The sequence below is a fragment of the Kyrpidia tusciae DSM 2912 genome, from assembly GCF_000092905.1.
Classification (GTDB): domain Bacteria; phylum Bacillota; class Bacilli; order Kyrpidiales; family Kyrpidiaceae; genus Kyrpidia; species Kyrpidia tusciae.
In genome coordinates this window covers 3157036-3178359 of record NC_014098.1, presented here as the reverse complement: position 1 = coordinate 3178359, position 21324 = coordinate 3157036, and the positions used below count along the sequence as shown (strand labels likewise).

Annotated in this window: 22 protein-coding genes; 17 read left to right on the top strand and 5 right to left on the bottom strand. The window is 59.9% G+C overall.

Annotated features, from left to right (window positions below; translation table 11 throughout):
• Positions 1–45 precede the first annotated feature (45 nt).
• Together BTUS_RS15490 and BTUS_RS15485 are read right to left on the bottom strand one after the other, a co-directional pair.
• On the bottom strand, positions 46–1287 hold the full coding sequence (locus BTUS_RS15490; RefSeq protein WP_013077005.1) for a Ger(x)C family spore germination protein: 1242 nt from the start codon (positions 1285–1287) through the stop codon (positions 46–48).
• The gene (locus BTUS_RS15485; RefSeq protein ID WP_013077004.1) at positions 1284–2855 is read right to left on the bottom strand and encodes a spore germination protein; all 1572 of its coding nucleotides are present in this window, start codon (positions 2853–2855) and stop codon (positions 1284–1286) included. The genes BTUS_RS15490 and BTUS_RS15485 overlap by 4 nt, the downstream gene beginning before the upstream one ends.
• A gap of 244 nt (positions 2856–3099) precedes the next feature.
• Here BTUS_RS15485 and BTUS_RS15480 point away from each other — a divergent pair, with 244 nt between their 5' ends.
• The 17 genes from BTUS_RS15480 (at position 3100) to BTUS_RS15400 (ending at position 19044) form a co-directional block, all read left to right on the top strand.
• Positions 3100–4731 carry a long-chain fatty acid--CoA ligase gene (locus BTUS_RS15480; protein ID WP_013077003.1) on the top strand — a complete coding sequence of 544 codons (1632 nt, stop codon included), beginning with the start codon at positions 3100–3102 and terminating at the stop codon, positions 4729–4731.
• A 92-nt stretch (positions 4732–4823) separates the two neighbouring features.
• A complete protein-coding gene (locus BTUS_RS15475; RefSeq protein ID WP_013077002.1) occupies positions 4824–5585 on the top strand; it encodes a 3-hydroxyacyl-CoA dehydrogenase in 762 nt (253 codons plus the stop codon).
• Between the two features lie 627 nt (positions 5586–6212).
• Positions 6213–7193, top strand: coding sequence for a phosphate/phosphite/phosphonate ABC transporter substrate-binding protein (locus BTUS_RS15470; RefSeq protein WP_013077001.1), 981 nt, complete (start codon positions 6213–6215; stop codon positions 7191–7193).
• 19 nt (positions 7194–7212) lie between these two features.
• Positions 7213–7971 (top strand): phosphonate ABC transporter ATP-binding protein, encoded by a 759-nt coding sequence (phnC, locus tag BTUS_RS15465; RefSeq protein WP_013077000.1) that lies wholly within the window; start codon positions 7213–7215, stop codon positions 7969–7971.
• Complete coding sequence (gene phnE, locus BTUS_RS15460; protein WP_013076999.1) at positions 7968–8765, top strand: phosphonate ABC transporter, permease protein PhnE; 798 nt, start codon at positions 7968–7970, stop codon at positions 8763–8765. The genes phnC and phnE (BTUS_RS15460) overlap by 4 nt, the downstream gene beginning before the upstream one ends.
• Positions 8762–9601 (top strand): phosphonate ABC transporter, permease protein PhnE, encoded by an 840-nt coding sequence (gene phnE / locus BTUS_RS15455; protein WP_013076998.1) that lies wholly within the window; start codon positions 8762–8764, stop codon positions 9599–9601. Before phnE (BTUS_RS15460) ends, phnE (BTUS_RS15455) begins: the two co-directional genes overlap by 4 nt.
• 61 nt (positions 9602–9662) lie before the next feature.
• Entirely contained in the window at positions 9663–10298 is a 636-nt protein-coding gene (locus BTUS_RS15450) for a DapH/DapD/GlmU-related protein (protein ID WP_013076997.1), read from the top strand.
• A 21-nt stretch (positions 10299–10319) separates the two neighbouring features.
• The gene (locus BTUS_RS15445) at positions 10320–11516 is read left to right on the top strand and encodes an alpha-D-ribose 1-methylphosphonate 5-triphosphate diphosphatase (protein WP_083780249.1); all 1197 of its coding nucleotides are present in this window, start codon (positions 10320–10322) and stop codon (positions 11514–11516) included.
• A 54-nt stretch (positions 11517–11570) separates the two neighbouring features.
• Complete coding sequence (locus BTUS_RS15440) at positions 11571–12308, top strand: GntR family transcriptional regulator (protein WP_013076995.1); 738 nt, start codon at positions 11571–11573, stop codon at positions 12306–12308.
• Entirely contained in the window at positions 12305–12772 is a 468-nt protein-coding gene (phnG, locus tag BTUS_RS15435) for a phosphonate C-P lyase system protein PhnG (protein ID WP_013076994.1), read from the top strand. Before BTUS_RS15440 ends, phnG begins: the two co-directional genes overlap by 4 nt.
• On the top strand, positions 12753–13373 hold the full coding sequence (gene phnH / locus BTUS_RS15430; RefSeq protein ID WP_013076993.1) for a phosphonate C-P lyase system protein PhnH: 621 nt from the start codon (positions 12753–12755) through the stop codon (positions 13371–13373). Before phnG ends, phnH begins: the two co-directional genes overlap by 20 nt.
• Positions 13374–14489: a carbon-phosphorus lyase complex subunit PhnI gene (locus tag BTUS_RS15425; protein WP_013076992.1), complete on the top strand. Its 1116-nt coding sequence runs from the start codon at positions 13374–13376 to the stop codon at positions 14487–14489.
• A complete protein-coding gene (locus BTUS_RS15420; RefSeq protein WP_013076991.1) occupies positions 14486–15361 on the top strand; it encodes an alpha-D-ribose 1-methylphosphonate 5-phosphate C-P-lyase PhnJ in 876 nt (291 codons plus the stop codon). Before BTUS_RS15425 ends, BTUS_RS15420 begins: the two co-directional genes overlap by 4 nt.
• Positions 15354–16199 (top strand): ATP-binding cassette domain-containing protein, encoded by an 846-nt coding sequence (locus BTUS_RS15415; protein WP_013076990.1) that lies wholly within the window; start codon positions 15354–15356, stop codon positions 16197–16199. Before BTUS_RS15420 ends, BTUS_RS15415 begins: the two co-directional genes overlap by 8 nt.
• A 12-nt stretch (positions 16200–16211) precedes the next feature.
• Positions 16212–16922 carry a phosphonate C-P lyase system protein PhnL gene (locus BTUS_RS15410; protein WP_013076989.1) on the top strand — a complete coding sequence of 237 codons (711 nt, stop codon included), beginning with the start codon at positions 16212–16214 and terminating at the stop codon, positions 16920–16922.
• 71 nt (positions 16923–16993) lie between these two features.
• On the top strand, positions 16994–18169 hold the full coding sequence (locus tag BTUS_RS15405) for an alpha-D-ribose 1-methylphosphonate 5-triphosphate diphosphatase (RefSeq protein ID WP_083780247.1): 1176 nt from the start codon (positions 16994–16996) through the stop codon (positions 18167–18169).
• Between the two features lie 17 nt (positions 18170–18186).
• Positions 18187–19044, top strand: a complete 858-nt coding sequence (locus tag BTUS_RS15400; RefSeq protein WP_013076987.1) for a PHP domain-containing protein — start codon at positions 18187–18189, stop codon at positions 19042–19044.
• Between the two features lie 446 nt (positions 19045–19490).
• On the opposite strand, the gene BTUS_RS18580 is transcribed toward BTUS_RS15400, so the two are convergent.
• The 3 genes from BTUS_RS18580 to BTUS_RS18575 all read right to left on the bottom strand — a co-directional run bounded on the left by BTUS_RS18580 (position 19491) and on the right by BTUS_RS18575 (position 20915).
• Positions 19491–20078: a hypothetical protein gene (locus tag BTUS_RS18580; protein WP_013076986.1), complete on the bottom strand. Its 588-nt coding sequence runs from the start codon at positions 20076–20078 to the stop codon at positions 19491–19493.
• A 179-nt stretch (positions 20079–20257) separates the two neighbouring features.
• Positions 20258–20683 carry a PIN domain-containing protein gene (locus BTUS_RS15390; RefSeq protein ID WP_013076985.1) on the bottom strand — a complete coding sequence of 142 codons (426 nt, stop codon included), beginning with the start codon at positions 20681–20683 and terminating at the stop codon, positions 20258–20260.
• Positions 20655–20915 (bottom strand): hypothetical protein, encoded by a 261-nt coding sequence (locus tag BTUS_RS18575; protein ID WP_013076984.1) that lies wholly within the window; start codon positions 20913–20915, stop codon positions 20655–20657. Before BTUS_RS18575 ends, BTUS_RS15390 begins: the two co-directional genes overlap by 29 nt.
• Between the last annotated feature and the right edge of the window lie 409 nt (positions 20916–21324).

Sequence of the window (21324 nt, the reverse complement as noted above, 5' to 3'; positions counted from 1 at the left end):
GCGGCATTGGAGGTGCCGGCGAAGCCCGCCCCATTCCGCCTCTCTTCACCTTCGGCCCGGATCGTGCTGGGGCGGGTAGTTTTCCGGGGATTGGTCTGTCAGAGGCGATTGGGAGATCATCCCAGAGCGCTGCAGATTGATTTGCAGATCATATTCCGCCCGACATTTCGTGAACATCTCCGGCCACTGGCGGGCCACCGAGCGCCAGAGTTCTGGATTTTTCCGGAACAGCCGGGTGCCGAACTGGGCGGCGTCCACATGCTTGGCCTTGAGGCGCTGGAGAGTGCGGTCCATCTCTGTCTCCATGTATTGGGCCACGATCTTTCCCCATTCCTGCATCCGCTCCGGGGTTGGCGTATCTCCCTCACACACGGCGTCCACCTCTCCTTGACCGTAACCGTGCACCCGAAACACGACGCCCGAAGAAGTTACGACGGGATCAACGTCCAGTTCGGCGTGGAGAAGTCGTATCGAAAGGCGCTGGCCTGTGGACGAGGGACCGCCTCCAGGACAGGGAATATGGATGAACGCTTGACCCGAGCGACCAAGGAGCCACATCAGGCCTTGGCTCTCCCGGACGGGCAGGAGGTCCACCAATTTTCCCCCTCGAAACAAACCGACACCCATGACCCTCGGCTCGTTATCGACCGGGTCGATCCAGGCCATGACCGGGGATTGGGACGGGCTGAGAAGGTCGTTTACCACGCGCAACTCGACGCTGGGCTCGGTGATGGACGTTCGCAGTTGTTGGTCCGCCAGTTTGCGCAAGCCCCGGGCGTTGACCCGCTCGGGGCTCGTCTGGACGTCGAGCAGTTCCCGGGCGGTGCCGCTCGTGACCACAAACATTTGCGACCGGCGGAAGTTGCGCTCACGCTCGATATAATCCAAGGCCTGGTCGAAGCCTTTCTCGGCGTAACGGCGGCCGAAGACCACCACTGTGTTGTGGGCCACGAAGGGCCGGCGCGGCAGTACGCGGTACAGCCGGTCCAAAGCTTCCTGAACCGTTTTTCCTCGTTGTTGATAATTGATAAACGCGCGTTTTCCGCTCGAATCGCCGCCGCCCATGGTTCCCTGGCCTTGCCCACCCCCGGTGGTTTGCCCGGTGGGGGAGAGGAGTTGGACGGTGACATCGACCCCGTTTTGCCCAGCGTCGTCGATCCCCATGCCGATGACCAGGGCGAGGTCTGTTACTTCCACCCGATCCCAGCAACCCGTGAGCACAATGGCGAAAAGAACGACGATGAGCCATCCACTCTTTTTTGGCCAGCCTCTTCCTTCTCTTTTCACAGCGGGTCCTCCTCGGCTTTCCCCGGCAGAGGGCGAGGGATGTCCGCACTGCGGGTGGGGTCCACCGTTTCGTACATCTTCGGGCGCTTTTTCATGTACCACCACGGCGGGCGGCTAAACGTGTCCTTGAGATCCTCCCACACCAGGGGGGCGATGGGAGCCATGTAAGGCACGCCGAAAGACCGCAGGGAAACCAAGTGGATCCACAGGACGAGTAGAGAAATGATGATGCCGTACAGTCCGAACAGCCCTGCCATGATCATCATGGGAAAACGCAGGAGCCGGAAGGTGATGGCGATGTTGTAACTGGGGATCGTAAAGGACGCGATTCCCGTCAACGCTACGATGATGACCATGGCGGGCGATACGATGCCGGCGTTGACGGCCGCCTCGCCGATCACCAGGGCGCCGACGATGCTCACCGATTGGCCGACAGCCTTGGGCAGGCGGATACCGGCTTCCCGCAGGGCTTCGAAAGTCACTTCCATGATTAACGCCTCGACGACGGCGGGGAAGGGCACGCCTTCGTGGGAGGCGGTCAGGGTCATTAACAGGGTGGTGGGGATCATCTCTTGGTGATACGACAACAGGGCCACATAAGTGGCGGGCAAAAGCAGGGCGATCCAGAAATACATATGCCGCAGCAGGCGAACGGCCAGGGCCATGCTGTACCGTTCAAAATAATCTTCCGGGGACTGCAGGAAGTTGACGAAGAGAGCCGGGATGAGCAAGGCGTTTGGGCTGCCGTCCACGACGATCCCCACCCGGCCCTGCAGAGCCTCGGCGGCGAGGCGGTCCGGGCGCTCGGTGTATTCGATGGTGGGAAAAGGGGACAGGGGCGCGTCGTCGATCAGCTCCTCGATGTATCCGGAGTCGAGGATGGAATCTGCGTCAATCCGATTCAGGCGCTCCTGGCACTCTTTGACATAACCCGGTTTGACGATGCCCTGGATGTAGACCAGGGCGACCATTGTTTTCGACACCCGGCCCAGGGCCATATATTCCACTTTGACCCGAGGGCTTTTGAGCCTGCGGCGGATGAGGCCGAGGTTCATTTCCAGACTTTCGGTGAAAGCCTCCTGGGGGCCCCGGACCACCGCCTCCAGCGTCGAACGTTCCACCGGGCGCCCTTGGAACTGCATGACGTCCAGGACGATCGCCTGGTTGAATCCGTCCAGGCACAGAACCGCCGCCCCCTCCCCCACGGCGATGTTGATCTCTTCCACACTGTTTACAAGGCGAAGAGAAGGGCTGCGCAAAGCCCGTTGGACATCTGTCACAGTTTCCGCCTTTTCCAGGGTGGTCAACGGTTCAAGAATACTTTCTTGGGCCAGTTCTTTGCCGATCAACGTGTAGATCCAGATGATGAATCCCCGCCGTCCTGCGGTCTCGATCCAGCGGAACTGGACGTCATCGCACTTTGTCCACATCTCTTGAATCTGTTGATAAAGCCGGTCGATCTCCGGGGATAAGCCCGCGGCTCCCTCCCCCCTGCCCTGGGGATCTGACCAGGAAATTTGTTTGTTTTTGCGATTCTTTCCGCGTCCCTCTCCATCGCGTCGCACCATAGGATTTCCAACCTCGTTTGGGGATATTTCCCGAGGGATATTGTTCCATGGGCCCACGCAATTATGCGCCGTACAAAAAAGTCGACTTTCATTCCACCCTTCCGAATCCTTTGATCCCTATGTATAATGAAGACGAGCCGGTTGGTAGGCCACCTCCGCCGATTCCGGTGACGGTCTGGGGAGTTCGCGGTGCGGCTGGGTCCGGCCGGATTTCCGATCCCGAATCAAGGGAGGTTTACAGCTCATGAATGGCACCATGATGAACACTCCGTTGGTTTTGCCTTCACTGCTCGAACGGGCGGGGACGTTTTATGGCAAGGTGGAAGTGGTCTCCCGATTGCCGGACCGCTCGCTGCACCGGTATCGGTATGCGGATTTTTATCGCCGGGCCAAGCAGTTGGCCGAAGCCCTGCAAAAGGCCGGACTCCGCCGGGGAGACCGGGTTGCCACCCTGATGTGGAATCACTACGCCCATCTGGAAGCGTATTTTGGGATCCCGGCGGCGGGAGGGGTTCTGCACACGGTGAACCTCCGGCTCCACCCCGATGACATCGCCTTCATCATGAACCATGCCGAAGACCGGTTCCTGATCATCGATGACGTGCTGGTGCCGCTCTACGAACAGGTGAAGGGGCGGGTCAATCTGGAGCGCGTTTTTGTCGTCTCCCTCACCGACGCCCCGGTTTCGTCGGAGTACGAAAAGTATGAGGACCTGTTGGCCACGGCCACGGGGGATTTTCACTACCCAAACCTCGGCGAGAACGAAGCGGCGGGCATGTGCTACACTTCGGGAACCACGGGCAGGCCGAAAGGTGTGGTGTATTCCCACCGGGCCCTCGTGCTCCACTCCCTGGCCAGCGCGATGGCGGACACCTTGGCGCTTTCCCAGCGGGATACGGCCACTCCGGTGGTGCCGATGTTTCACGCCAACGCGTGGGGAGTTCCCTTTGCGGCGGTGCTGGTGGGGGCAAAGTTGGTGTTTCCCGGACCCCACCTGGATCCTGTGAGCCTTTTGGACCTCTTTGAGGCGGAACGGGTTACGCTTAGCGCCGGTGTACCGACCATTTGGTTGGGGATCGTGCAAGCGCTGGAGAAAGAGCCGGATCGCTGGAAGCTCCAGCCGATGCGCATGGCGGTGGGCGGGTCGGCGGCGCCGGAAGGGCTGATCCGGGCCTTCGACCGGTTCGGTCTGCGGATCGTGCACGCGTGGGGGATGACGGAGACGACGCCCCTGGCGACGGTGAGCTACATCAAGTCCACCCTGGACGATCTGCCCGAAGACGAGAAATACGCTCTTCGCGCCAAGCAGGGGCTGACGGTCCCCCTGATCGAAGCCCGAATCGTGGGCGATCGGGGCGAGGCGCCTTGGGACGGGCAGACGATGGGGGAACTCCAGGTGCGGGGTCCGTGGGTGGCAGCCAGTTACTACCAGATGCCCAACAACGACAGTTTTACTCCGGACGGCTGGTTCCGCACCGGAGACGTGGCGACCATCGACCCGGAAGGCTACATGAAGATCACCGACCGGACGAAAGATTTGATCAAATCCGGGGGTGAGTGGATCAGCTCGGTGGATCTTGAGAATGCTCTGATGGGCCACCCGGCGGTGGCCGAGGCGGCGGTGTTCGCGGTCCCCCATCCAAAATGGCAGGAGCGGCCTCTGGCGGCGGTGGTGCCAAAAGCCGGGATCCAGGTGACGGAGGAGGAGTTGCGGGCGTATCTGGAATCCAAGTTTGCCAAATGGTGGCTGCCGGATGCCGTCGTGTTTTTGGAGGAGATTCCCCGCACCTCGGCGGGCAAGTTTATGAAGGCGAAGTTGAGGGAACAATTTAAGAATTGGAATGATGAACAGGCCCCGGGATCGCCGCATTCTTGAATGTGCCAGGGTACAGATCGGTCGGGCGGTGCAGCTTCCTCCGCCTTGGGAAATATTCCTCGTGACGGAAACATGAAAGGGGAGTCGATAAGATGGATGTCAAAGGATACAGCGCCATCGTGACGGGGGGAGCCTCGGGGCTCGGCGAGGCCACGGCGCGTAAACTGCATGAGCTCGGAGCCAAGCTGGTCATCGCGGATGTCAGCGAACGGGGCCAGGAGGTGGCCGAGTCCCTCGGAGAAGGGGCCCGGTTTGTCCGCACGGACGTCACGGATCCGGAATCGGTGCGCGCCACGGTGGCGGCGGCGAAGGAGCTCGGTCCCCTGGGGGTGACGGTGAACTGCGCGGGGATCGCCATCGCCGAAAAAGTGCTCGGCAAACAGGGGCCCCATGATCTTGACGCTTTCGCCCGGGTGATTCACGTTAACCTGATTGGTACGTTCAACGTGTTGCGTTTGGCCGCCGAGGCCATGTCCCAGGGGGAGCCCAACGAGGACGGAGAACGCGGGGTGATCATCAACACCGCTTCGGTGGCCGCTTTCGAGGGGCAGATCGGCCAGGTGGCCTACAGCGCATCCAAGGGCGGCGTGGTGGGGCTGACCCTGCCGGCGGCCCGGGATTTGGCCCGCTATGGCATCCGCGTCGTCAGCATCGCCCCGGGGATTTTTGATACCCGCATGCTGGCGGGTCTGCCGGAGCCGGCCCGAAAATCTCTCGGTCAGCAGGTGCCCTTTCCCAGCCGCCTGGGCCGACCCGAAGAGTATGCGATGCTCGTGGCGTCGATTGTGGGCAATGCCATGATCAACGGCACCACCATCCGGCTGGACGGCGCCATTCGCATGGCCCCGCGATAATCGTTCGGCCCCTTCTCCCCTCCCCCCGGTGGGCGGGGAGATGCGATCTGCGCCCGGCAACCAGTATCCGCTGGTAAGACTCTGCAAGAGCGGATGAAACCGCAGGTCCAGCACCGCAACCACGTCCGGGCCCGTCTTCACTCGCCAGCCAAGTGTCGTGACATCTTCATCCATGAACAAGTCACTCCCCTCGCCTTTTGGCGGGGAAGGAGAAAAAACCGGACTCTGTTGACATCGGACGCCAGAATCCGGCTTATAAAAAAGCTCAGCCCCCTTGGAAAATCCAAGGGGGCATAGCGCCGTGCTCCAGTGCGGAGAAAAAAATCAAATTGTTCAAAAACCTCATGCCCAACGACATGGGTAAATAACTGCAGTTCCTGCCGTTAATATATCGCTCAACCGATAGTTCGTCAACCCCCTTTGGGCTGAATTTTTCATCCCCCCGTTTCTGTTTCGGCGAGGATTATCCTGACGTATTGAAAAGTTAACTCGCATGTTACACGCTTTTTTCGGTTCGTTAACGACGGATACTTGTCAACAAGTTAGCATAAGGGTGCATCGGACAGCTGTTCAAAAGCGCGCCGTAGAACAGGATGCAAAATCAATCTGGGCAGGGAGGTTTACACAGTGCGCCAAGGCTTCAACGAAGTGCGAAAACGGATACTCGCCTCAGGCATCGCGGTTCTTCTGTTGGCTTCCCTCACGGCTTGCGGTTCGCAGCAGGCAACATCGGACACCGGTTCCGCAGCTTCTACGGGGAGTGCCGGAGAGGCCAGCGGCAAACAGAACTGGCCGAAGGAACTGAATTATGGACTTATTCCGGCGGAGGTCGCCGGCAACCTCGGAGATGTGGAGAGAAAATTTGCCGAAGACATTGGCAAAGCGTTGGGCATCAAAGTGAACGTCTACGTCGGTGACGACTACACATCGGTCATTGAAGCGATGCGTGCAAAAAAGGTGGATCTCGGGTATTTCGGCCCCTTCTCGTACATCATCGCCCACCAGGAGGCCGGCGCGGAACCCATCGCCTGTAAGGCCACGAGCAAAGAAAACGCCTTTTATCACAGCGAAATCGTCGTGCCCGCCGATTCCCCGGCGAAAACCATCGCCGACCTTAAGGGGAAAACTTTCCTGTACGCCGATCCGGCCTCCACGTCGGGACATCTGTTTCCCCAAGCCATGATCAGTGAGGAACTGAACATCCCGCCCGAAAAGGTGGACAGCTTTTTTTCGAACGTGTCCTACTCGGGCGGCCATGACAAGTCCATCATCGCCATTGCCCACCACCAGGCGGACGGAGCGGGGGTGTGCGACGTGTGTATCCAGCGCTTCATCGATGCGGGGATGGTGAAAGCGTCCGATTTCCGCGTGATCAAAACCTCCGCACCGATCCCCCTTGATCCGTTGACCTACCGGAACGACTTGCCGCCGGACCTCGTGGCCAAAATCAAAGAGTTCGTGCTGAATTACGACAAACAGAATCCCGACTACTTCAAGAAGACCGGCACCAAGGCCTTCTACCCGATGACCGACGCCGATTACAAAATCGTTTACGACACGGCCAAGATTTTGCACATGACGCCCCAGGACATTCTGAAAAAGAAATAGGAAAGAGCGGTGTGAACCCATGGAACCCATATTGCGGGTGGAGCACCTGAAAAAAGTGTATCCCGACGGCACCGAAGCTCTGCGGGAAGTGGATTTCACCGTCCATCCCGGCGAGTTTGTGGCGGTCATCGGTCCCAGCGGTTCGGGCAAAAGCACGCTGCTTCGTTGTGTGAATCGCCTCGTCGAACCGACCCAGGGCGCGGTGATCTTCAAAGGTGAAAACATCACCCGGGCCGGCGGCCGCCGGGTGAGGCGTCTCCGGCGAGAAATCGGGATGGTTTTCCAAAGCCACAATTTGATTCCCCGGATCAGCGTCCTTCAAAACGTCCTGCACGGGAGACTGGGCTACAAGGACAGCTTCCGGGGAGCGCTGGGGATGTTCAGCGCCCAGGAAAAGGAGGATGCGCTGCGGATCTTGGAGCGCATGGGCTTATTGGAACAGGCGCACAAACGGGCGGACGAACTGTCCGGGGGGCAACAACAGCGGGTGGGCATCGCCCGGGCCTTGGCCCAGAAGCCCATCCTCATCCTGGCCGACGAGCCCATCGCCAACCTCGATCCGGCTACGTCGGAGAGCATCATGGATCATTTGCACACGATCTGCCGGGCGGACGGCATTACGTGTCTCATCAATTTGCACCAGGTGGCCATCGCAAAAAAATATGCCACGCGGATCATCGGGATTCACCGAGGCACCAAAGTCTTTGACGGCCCGCCCTCCAAACTGGACGACAGGATCATCGGGCAGATCTATTACCAGGAGAAAGCCGTGGTATGAACAAAGGCGGAGATGCCATTCGGGTTGTCAAGCGCATGAAGCGAAACCAGGAATGGTTGATTGTGGCGGCCATCGCCGTCCTCACCGTGTGGTCGGCTGTCCAAACCGATTGGTCCGTCGTCCATTTGGTGCAGGGGTTCGGGGATATCTACGATCTGATCGCACACCATTTTCTCCCGCCCGACCTGTCTGTGCTACCGAAGTTGATCAAGCCCACGCTGGAGACGGTGTACATGAGTTTTGTCGGCACCGTGACGGGGGCGCTGGTGGCGGTGGTCGGAGGGTTTATGGCGGCCCGGACTACGAACCCGTGGACGCCGCTGCGCCTGGCGGTGCGGGGATTGGCCTCGGTCCTGCGCAATCTTCCCACCCTGATCTGGGCGGTTTTCCTGGTGGCCGCCTTTGGTCTTGGCAACATGGTCGGGACCATGGCCATCGTCTTCTCCTCCATCGGGATCCTGGTTCGGGCCTACGCCGAGATCCTGGAGGAGATTGACGAGCGGCAGGCCGAAGCCCTGCGGGCCACCGGCGCGGGTTATGTGCAGATCCTGGGCCAGGCTGTGTGGCCCCAGGTTCTGCCGGGGTTTGCCGCATGGACGCTGTACATGATGGAGCTCAACATTCGCGCTTCCACCATCGTCGGGATGGTGGGAGGAGGCGGCATCGGCTTCGCCATCCAGAACGGCATGAAACTGTTTCAGTTTCAACAGGTCAGCGTGGCCATCGCGATCGTCCTGGTGTTGATCTGGGCCACGGAGTGGCTGACGGGGAAGATCAGGAGGAGAATCCTATGAGCGTCCAGGCCGAACGGCGGGAACAGATCTCCGCCCAAGTGGAGATGGCGAGGATTCCCGAGCAACCGCGGAAACGCCGGTCGTGGCTGTGGGTTGCTCTGGCGGTGAGCGGGTTCTACGTTTTTGCGCTGGTGCAGTTGCAGTTCGATTATGGCCGGATCGGAAAAGGGATCATGGAATTTTTCAAAAACTGGGGGAGAATGTTTCCCCCGGACCTGTCCGGGTGGCGGGATGTCGCTTCCGCCGCCATGGTGACGATCGAGACCGCCGTCGTCGGGACCGTGTTTTCGATCATTCTCTCTTTTTTCCTGGCGTTTCTCGCGGCGGACAACCTGACTCCGCATCCGGTCATCGGACGAAGTATCAAGGCCTTCGCGTCGTTTCTGCGCGCCGTGCCGATGCTCGTGTGGGCGCTGATCTTCATTGTGGCCGTGGGTATGGGGCCCTTTCCCGGCACCCTGGCCATCATGACCCACAGCGTGGGGATGCTGGTGAAGGTTTACGCTCAATCGGTGGAAGAGGTGGACAAGGGCATCCTGGAGGCGATGCGTTCCACCGGGGCGAATTGGGTGCAGATCGTTTGCCAGGGGGTGCTGCCCACGGTGCGGGGCTCGTTTCTGTCCTGGTCGGCTCTTCGCTTCGAATTGGACCTCGGCGACTCGGTGATTCTCGGGACGGTGGGAGCCGGCGGCATCGGCTGGGTCATCGAAGACAACATGCGGATGTATCTGTTCCAGCCCTCCTGTTTTGCGATGCTGGTTGTTTTCGCCCTGGTGTTCAGTGTGGAAGTCCTGACGAACCGACTCAAACTCCGGGTGAACCGGTTGGATGGCTGAGGCCGCTGAACCGCCGCATGGCGGAAACGGCACGGCTGAGGCTGCGGATGGAGGTGTGAAGATGGGTGAGCCGTTTCTGGCCAATCCCCGGGCGCCGATTTTGGGGGAGACTCCCCATGTCCATGAAACGGCGCAAATCATTCAAAGCGATCTGGGGCCGTGGACCAGCATCGGGCCGCGTTCGGTGATTGAACAGTCCACCATCGGCGACTATACCTACACGGCCGGGGATGTACAGATTATTTACGCCAACGTGGGCAAATTCTGCTCGATCGCGTCCCACGTCCGATTAAATCCCAGCAACCACCCCATGTGGCGGGTCACTCAACACCACTGCACCTACCGCCGGGTGCAGTATGGGTTCGGCGAAGAGGATGACCGGGAGATTTTCGCCTGGCGCCAGGCTCATCCTGTGACGATCGGGCACGACGTCTGGATTGGACACAACGCCGTGGTGATGCCCGGCGTGACCGTCGGAACCGGGGCAGTGGTGGGAGCCGGGGCGGTGGTGACCCAAGATGTCGAGCCCTACACGATTGTTGTCGGGGTGCCCGCCAAGCCGTTGCGGCCGCGGTTCCCCCGGGAGATCGCCGAGAAGCTCCTGGCGGTGGCCTGGTGGGATTGGACCCGGGAGCAGTTGGTGGAACGAATGCCGGATTTTAACGACCTGCAGGTTTTTTTGGAAAAATACGCCTGACAACGGACCGAAAATGGGGGAGTGGCTGTGCGTTCGCGGCAGATCATCGCGGGGGGGACTGTTGTCACCCCATCGGAAATCATCGAAAGCGGGACCGTCGTGATCGAAGACGGAAAAATCGTCGAAGTGGATGATGTGCCCCGGTCGTGCGGCGCGGCAGGGGAATGGCATGATGCCCGGGGAGCCTGGGTGTTGCCCGGTCTGATCGACACCCACAGCGACGCCATTGAATTGGAGCTGGAGCCCCGGCCGAACTGCACGCTTCCGCTGTCCATCTCCTTTGCCGAATTGGAACGGAAGCTCGCCGGCCAAGGCATCACCACCATCCACCACGCGCTGTGTTTGCTGGGCGACGAAGGGGAGAGTGTGCGCTCCAACGACCGGGTGGGCTCTCTGATCCGGGCGATTCGGCAACTGACCCGGGGGCGCCGGCTGATCCGGCATTACATCCATCTGCGATTTGAAATCACCAACCGATCGGCGGTGCCCCTGGTGGAACAATTGATCGAGGGAAAGGTCGTCGACCTTCTGTCCTTTACGGATCACACGCCCGGCCAAGGGCAGTTTCGGGATTTTGAAGTCCAGGTCCGCCTGACCCGGGCCCGCGACGGGTTGAGCGATGAACAGGCGAGACAGAGGTTGGAGGCTCGGATGAACCTCCCAAAGATCGATCCATCGACCTTGGAGGACATTGCGGCGAAAGCCAGGAAACGGGGGATACCCATCGCGTCTCACGATGACGACAGCATCGAAAAGCTGGACGTGGCGGAGAGTTGGCACGCGTCGATTTGTGAGTTTCCGGTTTCGCTTCCCGTCGCCATTGAGGCCAAGAGACGCGGTTTGCTTGTGGCCATGGGCGCCCCGAATGTCCTGTTGGGGCGGTCACACAGCAACAACGTGTCCGCTCTCGAAGCCCTGCGCCACGGCGCCGTGGACATCCTGTGTTCCGACTACTATCCGCCCTCGCTGATTCAGTCGGTGTTTGCGCTTTTCCGAAAGGGTTATGATATGCGGCAGGCCGTCAACCTCGTGAGCTACCATCCGGCCCGGGCCCTGGGAATGGCCGAAGCGGTCGGTTCGATCTCCCCGGGAAAAGTGGCCGATGTGCTCATTGTGCGCGAGGACGAAGGGACTCCCGTCATTGAAAAAGTCTTTGTGGGCGGGGTGTTGGCTTGTCAGATGACCTACCAGGCCCGGGGTGTCCTGGAGGCGCTGTGAGCCGCCGCGTTGCTCGAACTTGTCTAGACATCTAGACCGAGGAGGTGTGGTGCGGTGATTCAGAAGCAGAATCGAATCCCTTACTACCTGCAGCTCGCGGATCATCTGATCGGTATGATTCAGCGGGGTGAACTGTCGGTGGGAGACAAAATTCCCTCGGAAATGACCTTGAGCAGGCGGTACCAGGTGAACCGCCACACGGTCCGCCAAGCGGTGGCCAAATTGACAAGCCTGGGATGGGTCACCACGGTCAAAGGTGTCGGTTCTTTCGTCAAGCAGCGGCCCATTGTTCCGTACGCCTTATCCCAGCATACCCGGTTCAGCGATGAAATCGACCGGCTGGGCAGGTCCCATCGGGGTCAGCTGATCTCCTGGGAACTGGATGTGCCCACCGAGTCGGAACGGAGACAATTGCTCTTGTCGGACAGTGCCAGGGTGTACCGATTGGAGATCGTTCGCTATGTCGATGACGAGCCCTTTTCGGTGGCCACCTCGACTCTGCCCGAAAACGCTGTCCCCAACTTGGGGAACCACCTGGACGATTTCCATTCCCTGTACGAAATTCTTCAGACCCACTATCATTTTCGGCCGATCCGGGTTCGGTCCGTGATCCGCGCCATGTTCTGCACCGTCAAGGAGGCGATGTTCTTGCCCAAGGATAGCCCCATTTTGCAGATTGAAAGCTTGATGATCCACCCGGACGGATTCCCGGTGGAAGCGGCCAACACCCGGGTTCGCGGCGACATGAACGAGCTGACGGTGGAATTCCATCGTGGGGTCGACGTGTTATGAATTCCGAACGGCGTACGCGGATTTTGCAAAGGGTACCGATGGAGCGGCTGTCCGCCTGGGTGGACGAGGTTCGCCGACTCGGGGATGTCCAGTGGATCAAACCGGCCCGACCCGGGCTGGTGATGATGCGCGCCCGGGAAACGGTCCGGCAGGAAGACTTTTATGTGGGAGAAATCTACGTCTCTGAAAGTACGGTATCGGTGGACGGCGAATGGGGATATGGAGTGGCCATGGGGAACCAGCCGGAACGGGCTGACGGTCTCGCGGTGTTGGACGCCGTTTTCCATTCATCCCGGGAAAAATGGAAATCTCTGGTCCGCGAAATAGAGGACTGGCTTGTCGCCGAGGAGGCCCGGCAGGAAGAGGCCTGGCGCAAAGAGTTCGCCCTCGTCCGTCGAAGTCGCGTGGATTTTGAAATGATGGATGAGGAGGACGGTGGACGAGATGGCCGAAGTACAATTTGACGAGGTTCGGTACACCCAGGTGCTGTTTCGCCAACTGTTGGATGCGATGGCGAGGCCGGGGAAACCGGTGGCCGTGGAACCCGCGCCCGGTGAACCGGGGCCTTGGGGGATTCCGAAATCTCGGGGGCACAGGTGCGTTTTGGGAATCGGCCTCACCCTGTTGGACCCGGAGACGACCTTTTGGCTCCCGGAGTCGGACCGGGGGTTCGGAACCCTGCTGCAACGGCACACCCGGTCCCGAACGGCGTCGGTCGATCGGTGCGACTTTGCGTTTGTCCAGGGGGAGCAGCGATTTCCCATCGAGCGCCTTCCCCGGGGGACGTTCACATATCCCGACCGGAGCGCCACGGTGGTCTGCCGGGTCCGTCGCTTCGCCCGGGAGCCGTTTCCGGCCGATCGGCTGATTCACGTTACCCTGCGCGGGCCGGGTATCCCGGGGGAGCGGCGGCTGTACATCGACACTGTCCACCCCGACACTTTGGGGGCCTGGCGGGAGATCAACCGGGAGTTTCCGCTCGGCTTGGATTGGATCCTCGTGGACGGGTTCGGGTTTGTTTGCGGCGTACCCCGGAGCACATCATTGGAATGGGAGGTGCTATAAATGGCATATGCGGCGGTGCGCGGCGGACGAAGGGCCATCCAGGAAGCGAATCGCCTGTTGGATTACTACCGCTTGAAAGGGGGCAGCGCCCCCATCGAAGTCCGTCAAATCCGCGACCAAATGAGGCTGGCCGTGGACCAGGTCATGGGGGAAGGCTCCCTCTATGATCCCGATCTCGCCGCCCTGGCCCTGAAACAGGCCGAGGGCGACACCCTGGAGGCCGCTTTTCTTCTGCGGGCGTTTCGTTCCACCGTTCCGCGGAACCAGTACTCCCTGGCGGTGGATACCTCCAGGATGCGGGTGATCCGCCGCATTTCCGCGGCGTTCAAAGATGTGCCGGGCGGGCAGTTTCTGGGCCCGACCCGGGATTACACCCAGAGGCTCCTTCGATTTGAATTGATGGAGGAAACCGAGGAGCGCGCCCGGGAGTTTCTCAAGAAATACGTGGAAGGCGATGAGTGGAAAGAACTCGAGACCCAGGGGCCGTTGGATTTTCCCAAAATGATCGATTGGCTCCGGGCGAAGGGCCTGTTGGAAAATCCGGATGCCGCCGAGGGGCAACGGGAGCCGGGGCCCATCGACGACATCACCCGGCGGTCCATCCGCTTTCCGGCGAGTCGGTCGATGCGGATGCAGGCATTGGCCCGGGGAGAAACCGGGGCGTTGTTGGCCTTCGCCTATTCCGTCGCCCGGGGGTACGGGGCCATTCACCCCACCCTCGGTGAACTGAGGGTCGGGTACGTGCCTGTGTTGGTCCCCCATCCGCTGCACAGCGGGGAAGTGGTTACCATTGGCGAGGTGTTGGTGACCGAGGCGGAGGTGGTGGCCAGGATGAGAGAACGAACGGACCGGTTGGAGGCCAAGTTTTCCTTGGGATATGGGCTGTGCTTTGGGCATAACGAAATCAAGGCCATCGCCATGGCCGCCCTGGACCGGGCCATGGTGTCCGAGAATCCCCAGGCTCCGGCCGAAGATGAGGAGTTTGTCCTGTACCACATCGACGGCATCGAATCGTCGGGATTTGTCGCCCATTGGAAACTCCCTCATTATGTCGATTTCCAAGCCGAGATGATTCGGGTGGGATCAATCCAACGGCAGAGGGGGCCCCGGGCGTGAACGGTGTATACAATTATGCGTTTATCGATGAGAACACAAAACGAGAGGTGCGCCGCAGTCTTCTGAAGGCGGTGGCCATTCCCGGATATCAGGTGCCCTTCGGTTCCCGGGAGCTTCCCATCGCCCGGGGGTGGGGCACCGGAGGTTTGCACATCACCCTGGCCATCGTTGGGCCGTCCGACATCGTGAAGGTGATCGACCAGGGGGATGACGACAGCGTGAACGCCTGCAATCTGCGGGAACTCATCCACGACACCACCGGGGTGACCACCACCACCGATACCCGACGGGCCACCCTGATCCAAACCCGACACCGGATTCCCGAGGAAAAGCTGACCGATCGGCAAATCCTTGTTCTTCAAGTTCCCTACCCCGAGCCGCTGCGCTGGGTGGAACCCAGCGAACGGGAGACCCGCCGGATGCACGCGGAACGCGATTACAGCAAACTCTGGGTGTTTTTGTATGAGGATATCGTCCGATGGGGAGAGATCACTCTTTCGCATCGGTATCCGGTCATGGTCAACGGCCGGTATGTGATGGATCCGACGCCGATCCCCCGATTTGATGTGCCAAAACTGCACCGGGCCGAGACCCTGTTCCTGTTCGGAGCGGGCCGGGAGAAGCGGATCTACGCGATCCCGCCCCACACCGATGTCGTTCCTCTCCAATTCGAGGACTATGAATTTCGGGTCGAGGATTTTGACGGCCGCGTGTGTGCCCGGTGCGGCCAGGGGGGCACGTATTTGACCGAAGTCTTTGATCGGGAGACCGGGGAAGTCAACTATTATTGCTCGGATACTAGTTATTGCCTAAAAAGGCAGAAGCGGAATCTGGGCCAATCGGTGGAGATCGGGGGGTCATGGTATGCATGAAGAGGAGCCGCTGCTCCGCGTGAGGGGGATGAGCAAAATCTATGGGCCGGGTTGTGAGAACTGTTTGCTTTTGACTGGTCCGGAAGTCGAGAGCAACCGCTGTCCGCGGTGCGGCTCGATCGTATCGTGCGGCGGCGTGGGTTTCGATGTGTACCCAGGAGAAATCCTCGGCGTCGTCGGGGAAAGCGGGTCGGGGAAAAGCACCCTGATCAAGACCCTGTGCTTTGATGAGGAGCCCACGGGCGGGGAGATGTTTCTTCGTGGCGTGGATGGGGGAAAGACCAATCTGTGGACGGTGAGCAAACAGAAGAAACGGTGGATCCGCAATCACCAGATGGGAGTGGTGTACCAGAATCCTCATCTGGGGCTGAGGCTCGATTTTTCCAGCGGGGGCAACATCGCCGAGAAATTGATTGCCGCGGACTGGTATCATGTGGGACGGATCCGGGAACGAGCCCGGGATCTGCTTGCAAAAACGGAAATTCCCATTGAGCGGATGGATGAGCCCCCCAAACGTTTCAGCGGCGGCATGCAGCAGCGGGTGCAAATCTCAAAAGCGTTGGCCAATGATCCCCCGCTGCTCCTGTTGGACGAGGTGACCACGGGGCTGGACGTGTCGGTGCAGGCGCAGATTTTGGATGTGATCCGGCAGCTTCAGCGGGATCTCGGCATCACGATGATCGTCGTGTCCCACGATTTTGGGGTCATTCGCATGTTGGCCGACCGGACCGTGGTCATGAAAAACGGTAGAATCGTGGAAGAGGGTTTGACAGATCAAATCATGGAAGACCCCCAACATGCGTATACCCAACTGTTGGTGAACTCCATGATTTGGTGAGGAGATGGGAAAATGGCTGTGATTCTCGACGTGAAGGGGCTCCACAAGATCTTTCGGATGCATCATACCGGGAAGACCATCGTCGGCGTGGGGGGAGTGCATTTTTCCCTTGAGGAAGGGGAATTCCTGGGCATCACCGGGAAGAGCGGATCGGGAAAATCCAGTTTGCTCAAGTGCATTTTTCGCACCTATCTACCCACCCGGGGGACCATGGTGTATTGCTCGGAGCTTTATGGCGCCATTGATCTGGCCCAAGCGACCGAGCAACAGGTGATCGCCCTGCGCCGCCGGGAGATCGGCTATGCCTCGCAATTCTTGAATGTGCTGCCCAGGTTGACGGCCATGGAGGTGGTCATGGGGAAGGCCTTAGAGGCCGGCGTCTCCCGGGATGCGGCGAAACGGGAGGCCCGGGAGATCCTGCGGCGTTTTCAATTGCCCGAGAAACTGTGGGATACGTATCCTCACACCTTCAGCGGCGGGGAGAAGCTCCGGCTGAATCTGGCCAAGGAAATGGTGAAACGTCCTCGGCTGCTTCTCCTGGATGAACCGACGGCGTCCCTGGACGAATCTTCGAAGCGGATCGTTCGCGATATGCTCGGGGAGTTCAAACGGGCGGGCACCAGCATGATCGGGATTTTTCACGATCTGGATTTTATGGAACAGGTGGTGGATCGGGAGATCCGGATGAACGACGGGGTGATCGCCGGCGACATCCCCGCCTGAAACAGGATGCTTGACCCTCATCGGATTCGGCGGTGGGGGTTGGCCGTCGGCCATAATCGAGTCGGACGGGGGTGAGCAGGACGGATTTGTGGGTGGAAGGCGGTGCCGTGGTGTTGGTGGACCGGGTCGTCGAGGCCGACGTGCACGTGTCGAACGGGCGGATCGTCGGTCTGTGCGCACCCGGGTCCCGACCGGATGTTTCCCGTTCGGCCGGGGTTCGGCGGGTTGACGCCAGAGGCCTGGTCGTCATGCCCGGCTTGATCGACCTTCATTGTGATGCCATGGAGAAGGAGTGGGCCCCTCGCTTGGGAACGTCGTTTCCCTTTCGCACGGCGTTCAATGCCGTTGAACGCCGCTGTGCCGCCTGGGGCGTCACTACGGTGTACCACGCCCTGGCGCTGAGCGGGGAAACCGGCATTCGACAGAACGAGACGGTGGATCGGATCATCGGTGAGATGCGGGCGGCGACGGTTGGGCGAACGATGATTCGGCACCGGATCCATCTGCGTCATGAATGGATCAATGTGCCGGGAATCGACCTGGTTCTGCGGCATATCGGGGAAGGGAACATTGATTTGCTCTCTTTTATGGATCACTCCCCCGATCAGGGGCAATTTAAAAAAGAGGGGCAATTTGAACGGTACCTGCTCAAGACCTTCGGGGTGTCCGGGGAAGAGGCCCGGGTGATCAAGGAACGACAGCGGCGGGCCCGGCGGGACCTGGACCGCTCCCGGCTCCAAGAGATCGCCCGGGAGGCGGTCCGATGGGGCATCCCCTTGGCGTCCCACGATGACGACGAGCGGGAGCGGATCGGCTGGATGGCGGAAAACGGGGCGTCCATCAGTGAATTCCCGATTCATCTTCGGGCGGCGGCCTTTGCGGTGGATCGGGGGATGAGCGTGTGTCTCGGCGCCCCAAATGTGGTCCGGGGGGGATCGCACAACGGGAACCTTCGGGCGAGGGATGGGATCGCGGCCGGGGTGGTGGACCTCCTGTGTTCGGACTATCATGTTCCCTCCCTGCTGGAGGCTGTGTTTTTGTTGGCCAACGATGGGCTCGGCCTTCCGGAAGCGGTTCGGCTGGCGACCCTCGGCCCGGCAAAGGCGGTTGGGTTGGACGGGGAATGGGGTTCCATCGAAGTCGGAAAACGGGCCGACCTCATTCTCGTTGAGCCTGCCGGGAATCATCCGGTGGTGCGGCGGACCATCGTCGGGGGATCCGTGGTCTACCGGGCCGATTATGCATAGAGGAGGGAGATCAGTCCATGGGCATCGTGGATTTGCACTGCCATACCCGGATGTCCGACAGTTCTCGGTCCATCGAAGAGGTGATCGCCCGGGCCAAGGAAGTCGGTGTCGACCAGCTGGCGATCACCGATCATGACACCACCGCGGGTCTAAACCGGGCGATCGAAATCGGAAGAGCGCAGGGTGTCAACATCGTGCCGGGAATCGAGATTTCTGCGTATGATTTCGCCAGGGGCAGGCGGGCGCATCTCTTGGGCCTGTACGTCGAGCCGGGACACAAGGCCCTGGAATCCCTTTGTCGCCCCATGCGGGAGCGCCGACATCGGGCCTCTTTTGAGATGGTCGGCAAACTGCAACGGGCGGGGTATGAAATCACGTGGGAAGAGGTGCAGCGGTATGCCCGAGGGGGGACCGGCGTGTACAAGCAGCACATCATGCACGCCCTGATCGACCGCGGTTATGCGGAGTCGATCTACGGTCCGCTCTATAAGCGGTTGTTTTCCCGGGGCGAGAACGGTCAGGCGGGGATTGCGTATACGTCGGTTGTGTATCTCGACGCCCGGGAGGCCATTGGGGCGATTCGGGCGGCGAGCGGCGTTCCCGTTCTGGCCCACCCGGGGCAGTTTGACAATTTTTCCGCGGTGGAGGAATGGGTTGAGGCCGGCCTGGCGGGGATCGAAGTCTATCATCCCCTGCACGGACCGGAGGAAGAAGGGAGGGCGAAGGAGCTCGCTCGCAGATTCGACCTCGTCATCACGGGAGGCTCGGATGATCACGGGCTCTACGGGGATCCGAGCCATACCCTCGGATGCAGGGATGCCGGGGAGGCGTGTATCGACGCATTGCAGACATGCCGTCGGGCGATTCTCGGTTGATCAATGTTGTATAGCCGGCAGCGGCCTCCCTTTCCCCTCGGCCCGGGAGGCCGATCTCTGCTTCGGTGACGAGTGATCGGCCGGCAGAGCGGTGGAAGAAGGTGGCCCCGCACCTCCGTAAGGGAGGAGCGGTGTGTTTCGTTCGTCAGCGCGGTCGTTGCACTGGGGTTGCCGGAGTGGGTGGTGCACGACTTTGCCAAATGCCCGCAAAGGGCCGCGGCGAATGGCCCATGGGCCGATGAATCGAGCCCTGGGAAACGCCTACTGGCAGGCCCAAGGCTTGATGGGTTTAACCGAATGTTACCGAAGGTTTCGTTAAAGTTGGTGAACCGCCGGATGCGGACCTGCATGTTCGGCAGTGTGAGAGGACGGGGGCTAGCCGCCCCCTCCTACTCGATTCTCAGAGCTGGGCTGCTTGGTCGGCTCCCGATCTCTCCCCGGAAGCGCTACCAATCTTCCTTCCGGTTGTCCGCCCGCCCTTCTGGGGATATCGTGTGGGCACCGCGGCCCGGCGGTTGTTCCTGGGGCAGTGGGGGGGGTGCGCCGCCCGCGAGGTCGGCTTGGCCGGCTTGGCCATCGGCGAGGGGAACGCCCTTTTCTTGGCGACCGGGATGTCTTCCTCCGGAATCCGCCCGCCACTCCCGTCTAAATGTGCGTAGATCACCGTAGGTTTGTTCCAGTTCCCGGAGAATTTCCCGCTGGGTGGCCTCGATGCGGTCGAGGCGGCGATCCGCTTCGGCCCCCGCCCGCCGGATCACCCGATCCATTTCTTTTTCTAAATCTCCAAAACGCCCGAGGGTCTGTTCCCCGAGTCTGCGGGAGGTTTCCACGGTCTGTTCCACCGATCGCTGCCGCCCGTTATAACGCTCCTGTTCCTGTTGCAAAGCGTGCAGTTGCATCTGGATGTGATCCAGCCGTTCCTCCAAATGATCAAATCGATGATGAATGTCCCTTTTTGCGTCCTGGATGGTTCGCTGCAACTCCCAGATCAAAGTCGCCATCCGTTGCAAACTAACGGGTTCTTCCCCTTCCAACGCCGGGTTTCCTCCTTCCGTTCTAGAAAAAAGGAAACGCTTCTTCGGCCCCGATGTCAATGGTCGAATTCCGCCGGTACTTGGCCAGAAACGCGGCATGAAGTCGAAGGTGATACACGGCAAGGGAGAAGGTCCCCCAGTGTAAGGAAGAATGGGTGGAGAACCGCGTTGGTTCTTGATCAGCCATCCAGGATTCGCAGCAATTCCGCTGTAGAATACACATGGCACAGATCCCGTGCCTCTTCGAAATCCTTGTCCTGGCTCCAAATCGGCCAGTGGTGTTCCAGGGCGAGAGCTAACGTAGGAACATCATCAAGATCGCGTTGGTGCAGGCAATTCCACGCATTCTCCCAAGCTGGCCCATTTGTCGGTGGAGCCAGGATCTCTACTGGGAGCATATTCCATACGGACCACAACAGTTTTTCGTTCAGTTTTTTTCGCTCAGCCAAGATGGGAAGGTACTTTTCCACTTCGGAATACGCCTGTACCGCTGCGTAGAGGTCTGGGGCTTTCGGATGAAGGACAATGCGTCGGGCTGCCTGTCCGCCGATAACAATGGACAAGAGGGCGTTTGCATCAATCACAATTTTTTCGATAGGCTTCAAAATCCGCCAGGACCTCCTGTTCGGATACGTGCGCCCTTTCCATTTGCTTCTGCAACTCGCGGGACAGATTCTCATAGATGGCCTTTTTCACGATTTCAGTCGGCACCATGGACTCATCCCAGGGCAGGAAGACTCCGGCGGGTGAAGACCCGCGCATGATAATGATAGGTTCAGACGTTTTCAGGTGTTGAGTCGCATGATCGCGGAATTCCTTAATGCTGACCATTTTCATGGTGACCACCTCTGTGACCATTATAAATGATTCCGAGTCCGTCTTGCAAATCGGGTTTGTGATGCCTTTCTTGTGTGATTTGTGTTCCTACCGTCTCAACATCCTGCAGATCGGACCGGCAGGAAACTGGAACGCGCGATTGCCCAAATCCGGGCCTCCGCATGTCCCCTGCTTAAGTAGCTGTTGACAAACCCACTTGATGCTCGTTCATTCAGACGGCCAAGCGGTATAAATTTTTAGAACAATTAAAGCGTTTTTTATGCCCAAAACGAACCTGCATCGGGCTGCCGCGGGGCCAGCGCCGGGAAGTCACCGAAGTGTCCAATGAAGAGGCTCAATTCTCATACACTTTGTCTGACGAAAAGATCGCGCCATTCTGATACGCTGATTCCAGAGGATCGGCAAAGAG

What these genes read in the sequence shown, in the direction of transcription:
- BTUS_RS15450 (WP_013076997.1), top strand. Translation starts at nt 9,663, where the DNA reads ATGGGTGAGCCGTTTCTGGCCAATCCCCGGGCGCCGATTTTGGGGGAG.
- BTUS_RS15415 (WP_013076990.1), top strand. Translation starts at nt 15,354, where the DNA reads ATGCATGAAGAGGAGCCGCTGCTCCGCGTGAGGGGGATGAGCAAAATC.
- BTUS_RS15485 (WP_013077004.1), bottom strand. Translation starts at nt 2,855, where the DNA reads ATGGTGCGACGCGATGGAGAGGGACGCGGAAAGAATCGCAAAAACAAA.
- phnC (WP_013077000.1), top strand. Translation starts at nt 7,213, where the DNA reads ATGGAACCCATATTGCGGGTGGAGCACCTGAAAAAAGTGTATCCCGAC.
- BTUS_RS15475 (WP_013077002.1), top strand. Translation starts at nt 4,824, where the DNA reads ATGGATGTCAAAGGATACAGCGCCATCGTGACGGGGGGAGCCTCGGGG.
- BTUS_RS18575 (WP_013076984.1), bottom strand. Translation starts at nt 20,915, where the DNA reads ATGAAAATGGTCAGCATTAAGGAATTCCGCGATCATGCGACTCAACAC.
- BTUS_RS15480 (WP_013077003.1), top strand. Translation starts at nt 3,100, where the DNA reads ATGAATGGCACCATGATGAACACTCCGTTGGTTTTGCCTTCACTGCTC.
- BTUS_RS15400 (WP_013076987.1), top strand. Translation starts at nt 18,187, where the DNA reads ATGGGCATCGTGGATTTGCACTGCCATACCCGGATGTCCGACAGTTCT.
- phnH (WP_013076993.1), top strand. Translation starts at nt 12,753, where the DNA reads ATGGCCGAAGTACAATTTGACGAGGTTCGGTACACCCAGGTGCTGTTT.
- phnE (WP_013076999.1), top strand. Translation starts at nt 7,968, where the DNA reads ATGAACAAAGGCGGAGATGCCATTCGGGTTGTCAAGCGCATGAAGCGA.
- BTUS_RS15425 (WP_013076992.1), top strand. Translation starts at nt 13,374, where the DNA reads ATGGCATATGCGGCGGTGCGCGGCGGACGAAGGGCCATCCAGGAAGCG.
- phnG (WP_013076994.1), top strand. Translation starts at nt 12,305, where the DNA reads ATGAATTCCGAACGGCGTACGCGGATTTTGCAAAGGGTACCGATGGAG.
- BTUS_RS15410 (WP_013076989.1), top strand. Translation starts at nt 16,212, where the DNA reads ATGGCTGTGATTCTCGACGTGAAGGGGCTCCACAAGATCTTTCGGATG.
- phnE (WP_013076998.1), top strand. Translation starts at nt 8,762, where the DNA reads ATGAGCGTCCAGGCCGAACGGCGGGAACAGATCTCCGCCCAAGTGGAG.